The sequence below is a fragment of the Haloarcula vallismortis ATCC 29715 genome, assembly GCF_000337775.1.
Lineage (GTDB): Archaea > Halobacteriota > Halobacteria > Halobacteriales > Haloarculaceae > Haloarcula > Haloarcula vallismortis.
In genome coordinates, this window is record NZ_AOLQ01000069.1 from 227,533 (window position 1) to 245,091 (window position 17,559).

Genomic DNA, 17,559 nt, shown 5'->3' on the forward strand with positions numbered 1-17,559 from the left:
TGGTCAGTTACCTGCCTGTATTCGCCTGTCGATGACGGCTACCGTGCCGGCAGCGAATAGCGCTACCACGAGCACGGTGGGATCAGAGGACACGTACAGGCTCGGCGTCGGCGGCCGCCAGCTCGTGAACGGATACAGCCAGGCGCTCGCTCGTCCGTCGGCGTACACTCGCATGCCATCAAGAAGTAGCGACGTGAGGCCGCCGAACGTCACGAGGCCGAACACCCGTCTCCAATGCCGACGTTCGAACGCGACGGCGATAATGCCGGACAGTAGCAGTACTCCGCCGAGCGTGGAGAGAGGCTTATATGTGAATGGAATGCCGAGAAGTGCTTCGACTGTCTCTTCGTGCACTACAATTTCGACTTTCACCAGATCTGGAATCGCCGCACCGCCCATTCCGACGACTATCCAGCGCTGATCGAGCCAGCCGACACCCCCGCTCGCGATTGTGAGCAGGATGTATGGTACGAGCAAGTGCGTCAGCAGGTCAGCCATCGCGGGCCTCCAGTGTCCACGTATCACGGTCGATTCGCCAATGCCGGAAGAACAGCAGTAGGAATCCAAGTGCACCGACAGCCGAAGCGCCGTACTTGTAGAACTCGACCCACCGGCTGCTGTTGATGACTTCGACACGCTCGGCCGCTATCGTCTGCTCTGGTTCGAGCGTCCCGTACACTTGGACGACGCCACCGGGTTCGGCGGCTGTACTCGCCCCAGTGACCCCGAGCGGAACTGTCGTTCCATCGCTCTCGGCTTTGATCTCAATCCTGTCTTCGCTGATCGCTGTCACGGTTCCAAACACCATCACCCGCTGTCCCACGTACGAGTCGTACTCGGCTGAAAGGTCCGCAGCGTCGGGGTACGGGGACCATTTCTCCTCCGTAACTTCCGCGTGGACGAACAGTCCGCCGAGTGTCAGAAACAGTGCGAGCACGATGACAACACGAACCCAGACGTGCACACGGTGTTCTCTCTCGGTGGGTACAATGGTCGTTTCGCTTCAGTAGCTTACAGAGGACAATAGTTCCGGTGTGGCAGTCATCCGACCGTGACGTTGCCGCCGTCGTACACGGCCTGTTCTGGAACGTCTACTGTCTTTTCGTCACCGCTGTCGGTCGTCACAGTGTATGTTCCGGGGTTCGCAACAGTAATTGCAAACTCACCGTCCTGATTGGCCGTCGTTTGGCGCTCGTAGTCGACTTCTCTGTCTGAGACGGCCACTGTCGTCGCTACGGAGACGGTCGAGTCCGGGGCTGCATTCCCTTGTATCGTGGCTCCAGAGACAACTGCGAACGCTTTGTGGCTTCCGTCCAGACTCACGAACACAGGACGATAGTGTGCTAGTCCGCCCACATCGCCGTTCCGACTGCCGAAGTGCTGGTGTAGCCGAACGTACATCGTGGTCGGCTCCTCAAGCGACGTTTCTGTGGTAGCGACGTATCCGACTCGTCCGGAAATCCGATTATGGGCCTGCTCGGGGCCCGTTACAGAGACGAATGGTTCGTACGTCTGCCGGGCGTAACCGTAACTCTCTGCCTCGCCGTTGACGAAGTAATTGTACATCCGGTTCTGCCCCCACTGGCTGAGCACGTAGTTTTCAGGGTATTCGAGGCCGCGCTCGGCGGCGTCGGCTTCGATTGCAGTCGCCGCATCGTACGCCCCCTCATCGGTAATCACCTGACTCGTTTTTACCGGGACCTGTACCATACCGAGTGAACCGAATAGGAGGAACAGCACGAATAGTGACCCAAGCGCCCGGGTATCCGGAACGAGCGCGTCTCGAAGACCGTCATCACCGGTCGTCACCACGGGCCGAGCGATGTCGACCCATGCGGCCGCCCAGACGAAGGTGAGGCCGGCAAATAGCGCGAGGAATGAAGCTAATTCGCCAACGAAGCGAACTTGAATGACGGCCAGAGCGAACAGCACCCATGCGTAGCTACTGGTGACGAGCCATCCGCTTCTGTCGTTGCGAGCGAGGTCGAGACCCCACGCCATCGCCGGGAGCGCTAGGAACAGCGTTAGGCCGAGCAAAAGCAGGAAACCAAAGGCATCAGTGTTGAACAGGCCGTACGTCTCGGCGATAGAATCGGAGCGAAACAGCGCGTCGAGCCGGCTATTGAACGTGCCCCACTGTTCCGTGAAGCCAAAACGGAAGACAAGGAAGCCGACGACGCCAAGCCCGAGGTCGACCACAGCCAGTTGTCCGACAGTACCACCAAAGCGCCTGGCTGCTTCTGCTGTCGCAATGACGACGACAGTGCCCAGCGTCAGTAGTGCTGGCGCACTAGTGACGAGCGCAGTTTGCCATCCGGTGACAGTATGAATACTCCAGGCGAGTATCGCACCGAAGCTAACACCGGCAAGGACCGGCGCGTTCCTGACCAGTGCCGATCGGTCGTTTGAGACATCCAGCAGTGTCTGTCCTAGCACAACCAGACTGACCGGCAGGACGAGCAACGGCCCGGCCTCCCACGCGAGCACCTGGCCGGCGGTCCCGACACCGATACCGACCGCGGCAACCCATGGCTGTGGTCGCCGAAGGGACGTTCGGTTCGTGGCCGTCGTTAATGCGACTACGAGTGCAAGGGCGGTGAGCCCCAGCCACGGATAATCGAAGGCGTGGTGATCTGCGAACCCCAAACTGGTTCGGAAGGCGTGGCCCGGAATGAACGCGAGGAAAAGGACCGACGCGAGACCGACACGCCGGTCGCTGGACACCCGAACTGCGAGCAGATAGAGCAGGACGGCCGTGACGAGTGCTGATACGACAGGATACCAGGCGAGAACGTGGCCGATGACTTCTTTGCTCCCGCCGAACAGGCTTGCCACCCACCAGAGCGTCGCGACCATGAGCGGCTCACCGTTGGTTAATCCACCTGGCAGCACGGAGAGCGCACCGAAATCAGCCGCGCTGCCGGCGTTCGCCGCGACCTGTTCGACATGGTATCTGTAGTAATATGGGTCGTTACTTGACAGAACGATGTCGCCGCCGCGGTAGACCGATCCGATGACGTACGTTCGAGCGACAAACACGACCGCTAGAGCGGCGACGAGCAGGCCGGTTGCTTGTGCGTCGAAATCAAACCGTATCACGTCACCGAGATCCATCCTGCCCCCGCTGTCGCTATCGACTGCGGAGTCACCATTAAGGGCGGCCCGCACCGCGTCGGGGTCGGCGACGCGGTACTGCTCACCGTCTTTCTCGACGATGCCAGCAGAGACAAGTTCGCCGAACTGGCCCGAATCGATTGGGATGTCCTCGAACGTCCAGCCGTCCTGTTCGGCGTCGACGGCCAGCACCGCTTCTGTCGCATCTCGTAGCTCGGGCCGGTCATCGAGTACCGCTCCCGCCCCGGGCGTGTCGCTCATGTATCTTCTCTTTCCGGTCTGGCGAATAAATCCATCGGGACTCGATGTCTACGTGGTCGCCGACTCCAGTACCGTCCGAATCGCTGACTCGACGTTGTGTTCCGGCGTCCAGCCCAGCGCGTCGGCCGTCCGCTCTGTATCGACCGGGAACGAGTCGACAAGCGTCTCGTCGTCGCCGCGTGGGTTTTCGACCAGTTCCACGTCGGCGTCGATATCGGCGACTTCGGCGGCGACGTCTTTAACCAGTTCGGCGACGGTGTGGACGCTCGGGTCCTCGTCGCTGGCGATCTCGTACTTCTCGATGCCGGTCTCACCACGGTCCAGTTGCTCCAGCAGCCGCTCGCAGCTGTCGACGTACGCTCTGGCCACGTCCTTGACGTGGATGAAGTTCCGGGACTGGGTTCCCGGCTCGTAGACGGTCAGCGTCTCGCCGGCGAGCGCGCGGTTCACGAAGAAGTTGATGACGGTTCCCTTCGAGACGGTTTGACCGTCTATCTCGTGACTGCCGTAGAGGTTCGATATCATGAACTGGTGGGCCGGGAACGCGCCGTCGGCGTACGTCTCGATAGCGCGCTCGTTGAGCAGTTTCGTCCGGCCGTACCAGTTTAGCGGGTCCCGTGGGTGATCGACCGTGATGGGGAATTCCTGTGGGTCACCGATGACGGCCATCGAGAACGGGAAAATCAGCGCCGCGCCTGTCTTGCGGCAGAACCAGGCGATGTTGTCGGTGCCCTGAACATTGACTTCGTAGGCCAGATCTTGCTTCGCTTCGCAATCGTCGACGCCGGAAATCGCGGCGAGGTGCATCACGACGTCGGCCCCATCTAGCGCCGCTTCCAGCCGGTCACGGTCCCGGATGTCGACGTGTTCGATGTCGACATCGCCGACGGACCGGACGCTGCCGAGATAGAAGTTGTCGATGGCGGTGATCTCCCAGTCAGGGTGGGCCTGCTGTAGCTCGTAGATGACGCGGCTGCCGATGTAGCCTGCGCCGCCGGTGACGGCGACGTGGGGCGACTCGTTCGTGGGTTCTGTCTCAGACATTGGTGGTGAATTTCTCCGCGAGGTCGCGGACGCCTTCGCGAAGCGTCCACGATGGTTCGAAGCCGGTCCGACTCAGTCGGTCGAAGTTGACGTGATAGGACGGGCCGGGGTGTTCGTCTTCGAGGTAGGTCACGTCGACCGGGGCGACTTCCTCGGCGACGATGTCGGCGATTTCGGAAATCTGGTAGTTCGACTCCATCGACCCGACGTTGTACACCGGTTCGTCCCAGGACTCGGGCTCGCACGCGGCTTCTGCGTACGCGCGGGCGGCGTCTTGGACGTGGATGAACGGCCGCCAGTTCGAGCCGTCGCCGTAGACCGTCAGCGGGCGGCCGGTCAGCGCGCGGAACACGAAGTAGTTCACAACGAGGTTGAACCGAATGCCCGGCGAGTGACCGAAGTTGGTGGCCATCCGCAGGGCGGTGCCGGTCATTTCGAACTCCTCGCAGTACTCTCGCAGCAGTGTCTCGGATTCCAGTTTCGTCTCCGCGTAGGGGTTAATCGGGTCAGGGTCGACCGTCTCGTCGATGTCGGTGCTGGTCGCGCGGCCATAGACGTTACACGAGGAGGCAAAGACCACGTGGTCGACGCCGAGTTTCCCCGCCGCGGTCAGGACGTTTTCGGTGCCGTCGTAGTTGATGGCGAACGTCTCCTCGCGGCGGTCGTGGGTGCTTGACGCGCCGGTGATTGCCGCGAGATGGATGACGCGGTTGACGCCGCGCATGGCGCTTTCCACGTCGCCGTACTCGCGGACATCGCCGCGGCGGAATTCGAGCCCATCCCCGAGCGTCCCAAGTAGCGCACGCGGCGACCCCGAGGAGAGATCGTCGAAGACGACGACGCTATCCACGCGGTCGTCCGCTCGGAGCAGTGGAATCAGCGCGCTGCCGATGTAGCCACAGGCCCCGGTGACCAGCACGTCCATCGTCAGTCCTCGCTCAGGACGCCCGGCAAGAAGCGGTCCTCGTGGGCTTCGATGGTGTCGGCGTAGCGGGTCAGCGTCTCGAAGATGTCGGCGACGCCGTCCTCGAAGGACTGTGACTGGCCACCGATGAGGTCGGCGTAGCGGTCGTTTTCGATCTCCATCTTGTGGGTCTCGTCCTCGTCGCGGGGATTTTCGAAGTGCTCGACAGCCACGTCGAGGTCGAACTCGCTGCCCACATCAGCGATGGTCTCGGCTATCTCGACGATGCTGATGGCGCGCGTGACCTGATTGTACACCGTCAGTCCCTCGGGGCGCTCGTCGGGGTCGGTCAGGGCCACCTCGGCCAGTCCTTCGACGGCGTCCTCAAGCGAGATGAACGGCTTGCGCTGCTCGCCCTTGCCGTAAACGGTGACGGGGTAGCCCGCAACGGCCTGTGCACAGAAGCGGTGCGTGACCGTGCCGAAGTAGTAGTCGAAGTCGAAGCGGGTCTTAAGCCGGCCGTCCGCGCGGGTCTCCTCGGTCTCGGTCCCGTAGACGATGGCCGTTCGCACGTCCGAAATAGGGATGTCGAACTGCGTATGGGCCAGCCGCATGTTCTGGGCGTCGAATCCCTTCGTCGCGTGGTACCAGCTCCCGCCCATGTTGGGGAAGGGCACGTCGTCGCGTTCGCCCTGGTTCTCCATCGTCGCGCCGCCTTCCGGAATCGGGAACTCCGGCGCGCCGTAGACGCCCGTCGTCGTCGTCTCGACGAAGTGGGTGTCGGTGAGGTCGTGCTCTTCGAGCCCCCACAGCAGGTTTCGCGTCGCCTGGAGGTTGTTGTGCTGAGTGTAGTTCGCCCGCTCGCCGTTGATCTGTGAGTACGGTGCGGAGGGCTGGGCGGCAGTGTGTACGACGACTTCGGGTTCGTGGACCGAGAGCAGTTCGTCGACGAATGATTTCTCGGCGAGGTCGCCCTCGACGAAGGAGAGGTTCGTCAGGCCGTGGACCTCGCGGGCCGCGTCGAGGCGTTCGTCGATGCTTGCGACCGGTGTCGCGCTCGTCGCGCCGACATCCTCGACCCACTCTCTTCGGGCGAAGTTGTCGACGAGCAGCACTCGGTCGTCCGTTCGGTCCGCGATTCGCAGTGCGGCCGGCCACCCGACATAGCCGTCGCCGCCAGTGATGAGAATCGTCATAGTTACTCAGTTAGTGAGTAACTTCACTGCGTGATAAATCTTCTGTTCAGATGCATGTTGTTTTTATCCCGCGTCGCCTCCCACAGGCCCAGCGTGGTTCCCGGAACAGGCTCGTCTGGCCAACGTCGAAACTACTCCACTTCCCGCCGTTTCGCAACCGTTAAAACCGACCCTGTCTTTCTTCCATTTGCTATCGCACGGGCCGGTGGGGTAGCCTGGTATCCTTCGGCCTTCGGGTGGCCGTAACCGCGATTCGAATTCGCGCCGGCCCATTTTTCCGACTCAAACTGGACAGTGTTGCTTATGTGGTAGAAGTGGCCGTGACGCATCCTTGTGGGCAGAAGAACTGAGTACTCGCGGAGCAGAGCGCCATAGCGGTACGGATCTCTCCCGGTTCTCGTTTCAAACACAGTACCGCCAAGCAACAGAACCGTCCGATACGCCGATTATCAGCCGTCACCCCGACCCGCAGCGACTACGTAGGCCTGTCCGCGGAACCGGAACCGTCGGCTGTCCGAATCGTATCCGAGTACGCCGTCCACGGCCCGCTCGTCAGTCTCGACAACAACGCGATTCACCCCGTCAGTCAGGAACGGAAGGGCGTTGCGAAGCCCGCCGTCGGACGGAGCGAACCGATCGCGTGTCATCACCTGTTCGACGATAATCTGCTCGTCCGCGCTGTCGGTGCGAGAAAGCGAGAACGTCGCGTCAGCCGGACTCTTGTCGTCGCCGTGGCGACCGGTCGTCACTGTGACGGTGTCGCCGTCACGCGCTGTCGACACGTCGTCGGTTGGCGTCACGGCAACGCGGTCGCCGACCAACTCGATCAGAGCACCGCTCTCGTTCGTTGCGTGCCCGTAGCCGGCGACGATGGCGTACTCGCCGCCGCCGAGATATCCCTGCGTGAGGCCGTCACAGCGGCAGTCGCCAGTGCCGCAACTTACCGCCTGCCCGTTGAACGCCCGGAGCCCCCATTGTTCTCGACCGCCTGGTGATAGGAGTCGACAGTCGGCGGTGTGGCCCATCGGCGCGATGTGGAACCACTCGCCGTCGACGAGTTTGTAGAGGTTCCAGTGGCCACATTGCAGTCGCTCGTGGCTGTTATTGACCATCACGAAGCCGATTTGGGTGTCCAGTTCGGCGCGCTCGGAAGCGGGGCGAACAAAGGCTGGTGTCGTCCTGTCTGCCTCGTGGAACCACTGGACGCTGCTGTCGCCGGGGAACGGCGGCAGCGAGCGGCCGGCGAATCGGGACTCCGTCTCAGGGCCGGGACTTCGCGCATCCCAGACGGTGACCGACAGCATCTCATCCCGGCCACGGAATTCGTAGGTCCCGGTCGGCCGACCGAGCTGACCCGGTTCGCCGACGAGCGCGTACTCCAGGCGGACCCATTCACCGGGGGCGAGCCGGTGCGTCTCTGTCATCCAGGGACCGACATCGTCGACCTGCCAGTACCCCTCCGACGAGCGACTGAGAGAGGGAACGTCGGTGGCGAGAGCGTTGTTCTCTGTGGGCGCGAGATGGAGGCGGGCCTCGTGGTCGTAGCCGCGGGGCTGGCGGCTGTGTGTCCGCCCGATTCCCGGGATCCACTCCACTCGGAACGTGTTCTCGAACTCGTTGCCGTTCTGGAGCCAGCCGCGAAGTATGGCTGGGTGATCGTCGGTCGCCGTCCGGTCGAACCAGAGCGCGACTCGCGCCTCGTCGTCGGTGTGGAGCCCTGCTGAACTGAGGGCGTAGGTCCGTGGCCCGGTTTCCAGTTCGACCACGGTCGTCAGTTCCTCTGGTTGGGGCGGTTCGCCGGTAGCTGTCGGTGTCTCTGTCTCGCTGTCGTTCGCATCGGGCGGTGACTCATCCGGGCGCGGTGCAGGTGTCACGCCGTCAGTCCCGTCAGCTCCCGGGCTGCCGAACGAACAGCCGGCGAGTCCCGCCAGCGCACCCGGGACCGACGCGAGGAGGGCACGTCTGCGCATAGACGACAGGTTCGCCGCTTCGGATAAACGCTTTCTGGAGGGTCAGACGGCGTTTGTAGCGTTTTCGACGCCGTCGGGGCTTCAAACTACGGCCTACCCCTCTGCGAACATCTCGACGACGCGGTCTAGGTCGGGAGACAGTTCCTGCATCACGTCAGTCGTCGTGAGAATGCCGACGCTGCTGGCCTGCCCGTCGACCACGAGTCGCTTGATGGTGTGCTCGACCATCGTGTCGATAGCCTCCTCCAGCGGGGCACCGGGGGCGATTGTCTTGACAGGGGTCGTCATCAGGTCGCCGACCGGTGTCGTATCCGGGTCGATTCCGTCACTGAGGCCGTCGATAATATCCGTTTTCGTGAGTATCCCTCGCCCGTACTCTGTCTCAACGACGACAGAACCGACCGCCTCGGACGCCAGAAGCTTCGAAGCGTCTCGGACGACAAGCTCCCGGTCAACGGTCTTCACTGGCTTTGTCATCACCTGCTCGACTGGTGTGTCAAGTGAGTTCATACCATATATTGGCAAACACACATCATAAGTCATTTCACTCCCGCAATCGGTGCCGACCTAGCCTTACCAGTCAAAGTCCGCGTGAATCGCCAGTCCCTCCTCCTGACATATCGGCCCAACGACCTCGGTAATACCGTCGAGAATATCGCCGGAGCGGACTGGTTCCTCGTGACCGCTGAAGTCGCTCACCTCGTCGTTGCTGACGCTGTAGACGACTCTCCCGAGACCAGCGTACCGGAGTCCGCCGGCACACATCGGGCACGGTTCGGTGCTCGTGTACATCGCTACCTCCGCGCGCTCGTCCGGCTCGAACTCGCGTTTCGCTCGGTACGCTAGGTGGAGTTCCGGATGGCGACGCACATCGGATTCGGTGAGCACGCGGTTCGAGGCCTCCATGACGACCTCGTCGTCACGAACGAGTACCGATCCGAACGGCCGGTCGCCGCGGTCGACGGCGGTTTCGGCTAACTCGAAGGCGCGTCGCATATGCGCCTCGTGATCGAACTCGTCGAAATCTAACATGGGCATACCCTCGATTTGAACCACAGGCGGAAGTAGGCACGGCGTGCAACGACCCGGACTCGAAACGAGGAGTTCGACCGGAGCCTGACAGTAGTGTTACAACTGTGCCGATCTTAGTCCCGGTCATGCACTGGGACCGCTGCCGAGACTTCGAAGGTGAGAAAGCGCTCGGTATCTGGCTCCTCGTCGACGATAGCGGAACCGTCGAGAAGGAACTGTACGTGGAGTCACACGAGTACCGCGACGACGGGTTCGACGTGTACACGGCCACGCTTGCCGGCGAGTGGACGCATCTCGAAGCGACGGACACTGCCGATGAAGCGTTTCCCCGCGCACTGGAGTCCCTCGACGACAGTGGCTACGAACGGACTGACCACTGAACGTGATACAACCACTTCAGTACGAATCTGCCAGCGCGTTTCCCTGTTACACAACCAACAACTATGTTACGGACCGCAATACTCGGCCTGGGCGAGGTCGCACAGTGGCACAAGACCGCAATCGAAAGTACCCCCAACACCGTACTCACTGCCGTTGCTGATATCGACTCACAACAGGTCGAGTGCGCTGCTTCTGCGTGGGGCGTCTCTGGATACACCGACCCGAACCGCCTCCTTGCGACCGAAGCGGTCGACTGGGTCCACGTCTGTACGCCGCTGCAAACCCACTTCGACCTCGCGATGGCGTGTATCGACGCGTCGGTCCACGTCTTGGTCGAGAAGCCGTTCGTCTCTACCCGAGAGGAGTTCGAACGCCTTACGGCTGCCGCGGACCAGGCTGGCGTTCATGCGACGGTCGTCCACAATCAAGTGTATTACCGGCCGCTGCAGACTGCGCTTCGACGTATCGACCGCGGCGATATCGGGCGACTCCACGGCGTCTCTGTCCACTGGGCGGAGGACATCGACCCAACGGTTCCGGGCCGCGGGGACTGGGTGCTCGACCTCCCCGGTGGCGAGTTCGGCGAGGGAATCGTCCACCCCATCTACGTCGGGTTGCGCGGGGCTGGCTACCCCGCAGACGACGCTTCGGTCGACATTCGACAGTGTCAGACAGCCGCTGACGGGGTCGCGTTCGACGGGATCGCCCTCTCGTTCGTGACGGCCGACGAGGTCACCTGTACGATACAGCACCACTCGAACGTGCCTGACCGTCGCCGCGTCGTCTTTGCTGGGGAGGGCGGGCACCTCACCGTCGATATCGGGACACAGTCGCTCCGGTCCCACCGTCACGGCTACGGCCCCAACTCCCCGTACGACCTGCCGATGCTGGCCGGGGCGCTCACCGACCTGCGAAACGCGGCCCGCACGACCGCCAGTGCAGTCCGTGAGACCGTCAAAACGCGGCTCTCGTCGTCGTACTCGCCCCATGACACCCATACCCCGGTAGTCCGCCGCGAAGCACGGGCCATCGAACACGGCGGTGACGGCCCGACGCCGCGAGCGGAGGCCGACTGGGCCAACCGGCTGTTCACCTCGGTCGTCGAACTGTGAGCGCTGAACCCGGATATTTCGCCGTTCGGACGACCGGTCGACCGCCACTCGCCTGTCGATGCACGTAAGTCGCCGACCGGCCTCCTCCCTGTATGCGCCAGTTCGTCATCATCGGCCACGACGCACCGACGACGCCGGAGTTCTCGCTCGACGACCTGGCGGGCGCTGCCGGCCGGCTCGACGTGCTCTGTCGGTGTGTCACCAGCGCGTTCTTCCTGAGTCATGCCATCCGGGAGGACGTTCGGGTCCACCTGATCTTATCGGACGAGTACACCGTCACGTTCGAGGGAAGCGACCTCCGCCGGCTGAACCCCGATGAACGGTCCACGGCGGCACTGATTCGGAAGGCCCTCGAGGAGCGCGAGGAAGCAATCGGTTACATCCCGGTTGAAACGTCGCCGGGGGTGTCGCTCACGAGGCGGGGGTTCGAGGGAACGCTCGACGACGTCGCCCGCCGCGGGACCGTCGTCCAACTGCACGAGGACGGCGACCCCATCGTCGACGTTGCCCCGCCGTCGGACCCGGTGTTCGTCCTCTCGGACCACCACGACTTTCAAGACGAGGAAGCGACGCTGCTGGCCGACCGTGCGGACGAGCGCGTCTCGCTCGGTCCGAAAGCGCTCCACGCTGACCACTCGATCACTGTCGCGCACAACTATCTGGACACGGCGGGGTTCGAGCAGTATTGATGGGGCGCGCTGGGAGACTGCCAGAAGGGTTTTTATCGGTGGTTCGCTGAATGGTGTATGGAATTCTTGCGCTCGGAGACAGCGCTGGGTTTCGCTCTTCGACGACGCACTGAAACGACGGGGGATCGATGACTGACCGGGAAAGTCTGTCCCGTCGTGCGGTTCTGCAGACAGTCGTCGGGACCGGTCTTGCGTCCGCTGCCGGTTGTTCGGCGCTCGAAAGCGAAAGCGACGACGCGGCCTCGACGGTCGAGGGCGAACGCGCCGCGGAACTCGCTCGGCGGTTCGCACCGACGCTGTACTTCGACAGAGCGGAGCCGTGGTTCCCGACGGACCCGCGGCCCTACACCAGCGAACAGGACGGAACCACCATCGTCGATGGGTTCGACGCGTTCAACGGCTACCACGACCGGATGACTGACGGCGAGCCGCCGGACCCGACGGCGTTCTACAACGTTGTCGAGTACGAGCAGTCGCCGCTGGCCGTCGTCCAGTTCTGGTTCTATTCGGCGTTCGACCAGTTCACGACGAACTTCCACTGGCACGACTGGGAGGTTCTGCATGTGTTCGTCGACACGGAGACGGACAACCCGCAACTGTACGTCGCCAGCTCCCACTCCCGGAAGGTCCCCAACAACGAGTTTCTGGACCCGGACCCGGAGATGGTGCCGCGCATCCTCTCGGAACTGGGCTCACACTCCAGCGCGCTCTCGGTGAACGACATCCGCGACCGATTCACCCGGCTGCCCGAGGGCGACCGGTTCGCGGACATCACGAACAGCGCCGTCGAGACCATCGAGGACCTCGCCGAAATCCCCGTCGCCTACGGGCTCCCGCGCGACGAGGGCTCCCGGCTCCCGTATCTCGTCCCGGCATACGAGGGCGCGCCGCTGTACGAACACGACCGGCTGCCGTCGGTCAGCCGCGAAGACCTCATCTCGGCGTCGCTCACCGTCCGTTCGTTCGACAGTCTCAGCCGACCACCGTCGGACCTGCCGACGAGAGAGACGGGGCTCGTCTTCCAGCATGTCGACCGCGGGGAGGCCGACCCGGACATCGAATACGACCTCGTGCCGAGTAGCGAACTGGAACACATTACCGACTTCACCGGCCCGCAGCTGAGCTTCGAGTTCGCCGTGCCCGAGTTCGTCGAGGACGCCGTCGCGGGCCACATCACGACGACAGGCGCGCCGTGGAACCAGCCGCGGTACGAGAACCCCGCGGTGGATATCTCCGAGCCGAACCACCGGGCGGCGCTGGCCGAACGCTACGAGGCCATCGGGGCACCGGCGGAAATCCGGACCCTTATCGCCAGCCTTTCCGAAGCCGTCTCGAACGACGACGCGCCCGAGGGCGACGGAATCACGACCGAGGACACCACCGTCGAGTCCGTCGCCCTGCTGGAGAGCGACCCCGAGGCCGTCCCGACATCCGGTGGACTGGCTGTCATCCAGGACGTACCTGCGGGCGAGCATCGATTCACTGTCAATGGGGCCGGTGTCGCGCCACACAGCGAAACGGTGTCAGTCCCCGAAACGAGCGAGACCGAGGGGCCGACCAGAGCGGGCGTCGACGGGGAAGTCCCACTTGTCGCCCGGGAGAACGCGACGCGCCTCGAAGTCGACCCGACGGGGGCCGACAGCGACCTCACGGACCTCGCCGTCGATGACGACTTCGCCGGCCGGCTGTACGACGCACCGCTCTCGGAACCCGACGCTGTCTACGTCCACGGCGGCGGCGCGTACACGACGGAGGTCCGGGACAGCGACGAGGAAATTGGCGCGTTTCGGGTGAACCCAGACCCGCAAGCCGACACTGCCACAACAATCGACCGGCCCCGGACCGGAAAGGCGTCACTGGCGTCGTTCCTCGCCGACATCGCCGAGGAAACGCGCCAGTCGGTCCTCGAAGAGATGGACGACGACGGCGACACCGATGACGACGATGACGACAATCCCGGGAGTAGCAATGGCTCTGAAAACGCTATCCAAGGTCTCGAACGGGCGCTCGCAGCTGTCGTTGAGGCTGCCAAACGGGCGACCGAACGCGCCGAGGCCGGCGACCGCGGCAACGCCGATAAACAGCTCCAGGCCGTCGCCGACCGACTCCAGCGCGTCGCGAGCAGAATCGAGGACGCCAGCGACGACCTCTCGGACCCGTTGTCCAACGCGGCTCGGAAGCGCCTCGAACAGGCAGACCGGCGGACTGAGCAGGCACAGGCAGCCGACAAACTGTAAGCTTTTGCCCCGTACTCAGAGGCTGTTCTAGCGGGCTAGCACGCTGGCGACAAGTCCCAGTTCCCCGGCGATGAACGTTCCGGGGACCGGGAGGACGAACAACACGACGTCGAACAGGCGGCCGAGAGTCGACATTCTCATTCCCGCTACACGCACCGCACCACCTCGTATCGGTCTGGTACCTACCCGTTCGTGGACCCTGCTGATTTTGCCGGTGGGGGCCACACTGCTGGTATGGACGAGGAACTCACCTGGGAGACACTCGGTGCCGAAACCGCCTACGCCTGTCCGGGATTCGATGTCATCCGTGAGGACGTACGCCTGCCCGACGGCACGGAGGGAGAGTTCGACTACGTACAGCACGGCGAGAGCGTCATCGTGCTCCCGTTCACCGCCGGCGGTGACGTGGTCGTTATCGAGGAGTGGCGACAGCCGGTCCACCGAGTCAACCGCGGTCTGCCGGCTGGGACAATGGAGGACGGAGACGACGACCCAACTGTCGCTGCTGCCCGCGAACTCCGCGAGGAAACCGGCTACGAGGCGGAGTCACTCGACCACCTCTACACAGGCGAACCGGCCAACGGAAACACCGACTATGTGTTCCACTACTACGTCGCCTGGGACTGCCAAGCAACAGCCGATCAGGACCTCGACCACAACGAATCGATTCGAGTCGAGACTGCCGACTTCGACTCGTTGCTCCAGTCAGTGCGCGACGGTACACTCCGTGACAGCCGGTCCGCCGTCGGTATCATGTACTATGCCCTGTTCGAGCGCTGAACTGACGACAGTTTGAAATCCTGTCAAGTGGTAACGGTTATCACATGCCCTCGATTGCACTCGACAAACAGACCGAGCGCCAACTGGATAAGGTGCGCGCGGCCGTCCGCCGTCGGACCGGCCAGCCGATCTCGCGAACGGAATTGCTCGAACGGCTCGTCGAGGACGCCTACTCGTCCCGCGGTGAGGTGGTCGATATGTTCCGGACATCACAGGCGTACGTCGCCGACGAGGACTCCGGGACCGTCCACCGGCCCGAGCGTAAACTGGTGCCCGGCGGGGCGAAACAGCCCGACGAATAGCGCACTGCGCCGGCTGGGGCGTCGCTCGGCCCGGCGTCCCCAGCTAGCGCCACCCTCGAACAGCCGGTCACAAGGGAACACAACGCTTAGGCGCGCCGACCGACGACGACGTGTAATGACGAATTTTGAGGTCCGCCAGTACGACGCAGCGGGCCGCCTGGGCGAGCTAACGGTGCCACGGGCCGGCGTCACCGTCGAGACGCCGACTATCCTGCCGGTGGTCAACCCTCACGTCCAGACGGTCGCACCGGCGACGCTGGCGTCGGAGTTCGGGGCGGAGATACTCATCACGAACAGCTACATCCTGCATGGCTCTGAGGATCTCCGCGAGCCGGTGCTGGAGCAGGGCCTCCACAACCTGCTCGGGTTCGATGGGGCTATCATGACTGACTCTGGCTCCTTCCAGCTTGCCGAGTATGGCGATATCGACGTGACAACTGAGGAAATACTTGAGTTCCAGCACGAGATCGGCTCTGACATCGGGACCCCGGTGGACATCCCGACGCCACCGGACGTGGACCGCGAGCGGGCGACCGAGGAACTCGAAACGACACAGGAACGGCTCGAACACGCTGCCACCGTCGACACCGGCGAGATGCTCGTCAGCGCGCCGGTCCAGGGGGCGACCTACCCGGACCTGCGGGAGCGCGCCGCTTCCGATGCCGTCTCAACCGGGCTAGACGTGTTCCCGCTCGGGGCGGTCGTCCCGCTGATGAACGAGTACCGCTACGCCGACCTCGCCGATGTTGTTGCGGCCTGCAAGCGTGGGCTGGGGGAGGTCGGCCCGGTCCACCTGTTCGGCGCGGGCCATCCGATGATGTTTGCGATGGCGGCGGCGCTGGGCTGTGACCTCTTCGATTCGGCAGCGTACGCGTTGTACGCCCGCGACGACCGGTACCTCACGGTGCAGGGAACGGAGCTGCTCGACGAACTGAGTTACTTCCCGTGTCACTGCCCCGTCTGTACCGACCACACACCGGCGGACCTGAAGGGCATGGCCGACGACCGCCGCGAGAAACTGCTCGCGCGGCACAACCTCCACGTCACCTACGGCGAAATCCGGACAGTCAAGCAGGCGATTCGCTCGGGCAACCTCATGGAACTGGTCGACAGTCGCGCCCGCGGTCATCCGGCCATGCTCGATGGCTACCGCGCACTGCTGGACCACGCCGAGCAACTCGAACGGACCGACCCCGTCTCGAAGGACGCGTTCTTCTACACTTCGAGTGAGAGCGCCCGCCGGCCCGAGGTCCGACGCCATCAGGACCGGCTGGAGCGGCTCCCCGTCGAGGGCGACGATGTCTTGCTGACCGAAGGTAGCTCCAGTGCACAGTACGACGAGAGCTGGGGTGTCCTGCCCCCATTCGGTCCGTATCCGCGCGAACTCGCCGACACCTATCCGTTGACCGCGGAAACGCCGGACCGGACCGACCGGGCGGCCTACGAAACCGCAGCGACGGGGGTCCAGCGGCTTGTGGAACTCCACCCGGACGTGTCTTTCACGCTGGTCCACGACGACTGGCCGGCGACGGCGCTCGACCGCGTGCCTGACCGCGTCCGCCTGCGTGACCTGCACGCCCGCGACTGACGACGCAATTGTCCGGCCGCTGGTCAGACCGTCGGTACGTCTCCGTCTTCCTCGGCCGCCTCGCGCCAGGAATGGGTCGGCTCCCAGCCCAGCATCGCTGTGGCTTTGGCCGTCGAATACGCCGCAGCGTCTCCTTCGACCGTACAGTCGTCCGGAACGCTGCCGTACTGCTCGCGCATAAGTTCGACCAGCGGCCGGCCCAACGCGTTGTCGGGGCCGACGCAGTTGAACGCCTCGTGGCCTGCAACCTCGCTCGTGAGCGCGGCCTCGACGAGGTCGACGACATCCCGCACGTCAACGTACGACCAGTAGTTGCCCGCGCCGGCCGAGAGGTCGTCGACGTAGTCCGCGGCCCGACAGGGGTACTCCCCCGGAATCTGTATCCACGACGGGCGAACCGATACCACAGAGATGTCGTCCCGGCGGGCGATGGTTTTCCCGATTTCCTCGGTGACGACTTTCGAGAGGCCGTAGTCGTCCTCCGGCCGGAGCGCGTGCTGTTCCGTAATCGGGAGTTCGTCCGGTACCGGGGTCTCCGTGGCGAAGAAGAAGCCGTACGCACCGTCTGAGGAGCCCTGCACTACGTCAGCATCGACGCGGCCGGCCGCCGAGAGGACGTTATGTGCCGCCAGTGTGTTGTTCTGAAACAGGTCTACTCCGGGGTGGGTCCCGGCCACCGGAATCGCCGCCCAGTGGACCACCGCGTCGGGGTCGATGGCGGTGAGCGAGTCGAAGACGCTCCCGGCGTCGGTGAGGTCCAGCGCCCGGTAGTCGGCGGCTGGATGGCCCCCCTCATCGGGGAGAGAGCGGTCGAGTACGGTCACGTCGTGCGGTCCGGCGAGTCGGTCGACGATCCAGCGCCCGGAACTGCCTCGGCCGCCGGTCACGACAACGTTCATACCTGCGCTGGAACCGCTGGCATCGAAAACGTGGTGGTGTGACTGCCGCC

At 63.7% G+C, this 17,559-nt stretch carries 17 protein-coding genes and 1 tRNA gene; 8 read left to right on the plus strand and 10 right to left on the minus strand.

Annotated elements, in window-relative coordinates; all coding sequences use genetic code 11:
- Positions 1-3: 3 nt before the first annotated feature.
- The 6 genes from C437_RS18135 to C437_RS18160 form a co-directional block, all read right to left on the minus strand.
- Positions 4-498, minus strand: coding sequence for a hypothetical protein (locus tag C437_RS18135; RefSeq protein ID WP_004518465.1), 495 nt, complete (start codon positions 496-498; stop codon positions 4-6).
- Complete coding sequence (locus C437_RS18140) at positions 491-964, minus strand: single stranded DNA-binding domain-containing protein (RefSeq protein WP_004518466.1); 474 nt, start codon at positions 962-964, stop codon at positions 491-493. Before C437_RS18140 ends, C437_RS18135 begins: the two co-directional genes overlap by 8 nt.
- 77 nt (positions 965-1,041) lie before the next feature.
- Positions 1,042-3,375, minus strand: coding sequence for an STT3 domain-containing protein (locus C437_RS18145; RefSeq protein WP_004518467.1), 2,334 nt, complete (start codon positions 3,373-3,375; stop codon positions 1,042-1,044).
- 48 nt (positions 3,376-3,423) lie between these two features.
- Positions 3,424-4,419 carry an NAD-dependent epimerase/dehydratase family protein gene (locus tag C437_RS18150; RefSeq protein WP_004518468.1) on the minus strand — a complete coding sequence of 332 codons (996 nt, stop codon included), beginning with the start codon at positions 4,417-4,419 and terminating at the stop codon, positions 3,424-3,426.
- The gene (locus tag C437_RS18155; protein ID WP_004518469.1) at positions 4,412-5,344 is read right to left on the minus strand and encodes an NAD-dependent epimerase/dehydratase family protein; all 933 of its coding nucleotides are present in this window, start codon (positions 5,342-5,344) and stop codon (positions 4,412-4,414) included. The genes C437_RS18150 and C437_RS18155 overlap by 8 nt, the downstream gene beginning before the upstream one ends.
- Positions 5,345-5,346: 2 nt before the next feature.
- Positions 5,347-6,519: an NAD-dependent epimerase/dehydratase family protein gene (locus C437_RS18160; RefSeq protein WP_004518470.1), complete on the minus strand. Its 1,173-nt coding sequence runs from the start codon at positions 6,517-6,519 to the stop codon at positions 5,347-5,349.
- A 199-nt stretch (positions 6,520-6,718) separates the two neighbouring features.
- Here C437_RS18160 and C437_RS18165 point away from each other — a divergent pair.
- A tRNA-Pro gene (locus C437_RS18165) sits at positions 6,719-6,791 on the plus strand.
- Positions 6,792-6,968: 177 nt separating this feature from the next.
- On the opposite strand, the gene C437_RS18170 is transcribed toward C437_RS18165, so the two are convergent.
- The 3 genes from C437_RS18170 to C437_RS18180 all read right to left on the minus strand — a co-directional run bounded on the left by C437_RS18170 (position 6,969) and on the right by C437_RS18180 (position 9,527).
- A complete protein-coding gene (locus C437_RS18170) occupies positions 6,969-8,489 on the minus strand; it encodes a hypothetical protein (RefSeq protein WP_004518471.1) in 1,521 nt (506 codons plus the stop codon).
- A gap of 93 nt (positions 8,490-8,582) precedes the next feature.
- On the minus strand, positions 8,583-8,999 hold the full coding sequence (locus C437_RS18175) for a CBS domain-containing protein (RefSeq protein WP_004518472.1): 417 nt from the start codon (positions 8,997-8,999) through the stop codon (positions 8,583-8,585).
- Positions 9,000-9,062: 63 nt separating this feature from the next.
- Positions 9,063-9,527: a nucleoside deaminase gene (locus tag C437_RS18180; protein ID WP_049919886.1), complete on the minus strand. Its 465-nt coding sequence runs from the start codon at positions 9,525-9,527 to the stop codon at positions 9,063-9,065.
- 119 nt (positions 9,528-9,646) lie between these two features.
- On the opposite strand from C437_RS18180, the gene C437_RS18185 reads away from it, so the two are divergent.
- From C437_RS18185 to tgtA, 7 genes are all read left to right on the plus strand, one after another.
- Entirely contained in the window at positions 9,647-9,901 is a 255-nt protein-coding gene (locus tag C437_RS18185; RefSeq protein WP_004518474.1) for a hypothetical protein, read from the plus strand.
- A gap of 63 nt (positions 9,902-9,964) precedes the next feature.
- Positions 9,965-11,014, plus strand: coding sequence for a Gfo/Idh/MocA family protein (locus C437_RS18190; RefSeq protein WP_004518475.1), 1,050 nt, complete (start codon positions 9,965-9,967; stop codon positions 11,012-11,014).
- Positions 11,015-11,106: 92 nt separating this feature from the next.
- On the plus strand, positions 11,107-11,703 hold the full coding sequence (trmY, locus tag C437_RS18195; RefSeq protein WP_004518476.1) for a tRNA (pseudouridine(54)-N(1))-methyltransferase TrmY: 597 nt from the start codon (positions 11,107-11,109) through the stop codon (positions 11,701-11,703).
- Positions 11,704-11,831: 128 nt separating this feature from the next.
- Entirely contained in the window at positions 11,832-13,940 is a 2,109-nt protein-coding gene (locus C437_RS18200) for a hypothetical protein (RefSeq protein ID WP_004518477.1), read from the plus strand.
- 234 nt (positions 13,941-14,174) lie between these two features.
- Positions 14,175-14,720 (plus strand): NUDIX hydrolase, encoded by a 546-nt coding sequence (locus tag C437_RS18205; protein WP_004518478.1) that lies wholly within the window; start codon positions 14,175-14,177, stop codon positions 14,718-14,720.
- A gap of 44 nt (positions 14,721-14,764) precedes the next feature.
- A complete protein-coding gene (locus C437_RS18210) occupies positions 14,765-15,022 on the plus strand; it encodes a hypothetical protein (RefSeq protein ID WP_004518479.1) in 258 nt (85 codons plus the stop codon).
- A gap of 115 nt (positions 15,023-15,137) precedes the next feature.
- Entirely contained in the window at positions 15,138-16,610 is a 1,473-nt protein-coding gene (gene tgtA, locus C437_RS18215) for a tRNA guanosine(15) transglycosylase TgtA (RefSeq protein WP_004518480.1), read from the plus strand.
- Between the two features lie 23 nt (positions 16,611-16,633).
- Here the strand turns inward: tgtA and C437_RS18220 are convergent, their stop codons facing one another.
- The gene (locus C437_RS18220; protein ID WP_004518481.1) at positions 16,634-17,509 is read right to left on the minus strand and encodes an NAD-dependent epimerase/dehydratase family protein; all 876 of its coding nucleotides are present in this window, start codon (positions 17,507-17,509) and stop codon (positions 16,634-16,636) included.
- Between the last annotated feature and the right edge of the window lie 50 nt (positions 17,510-17,559).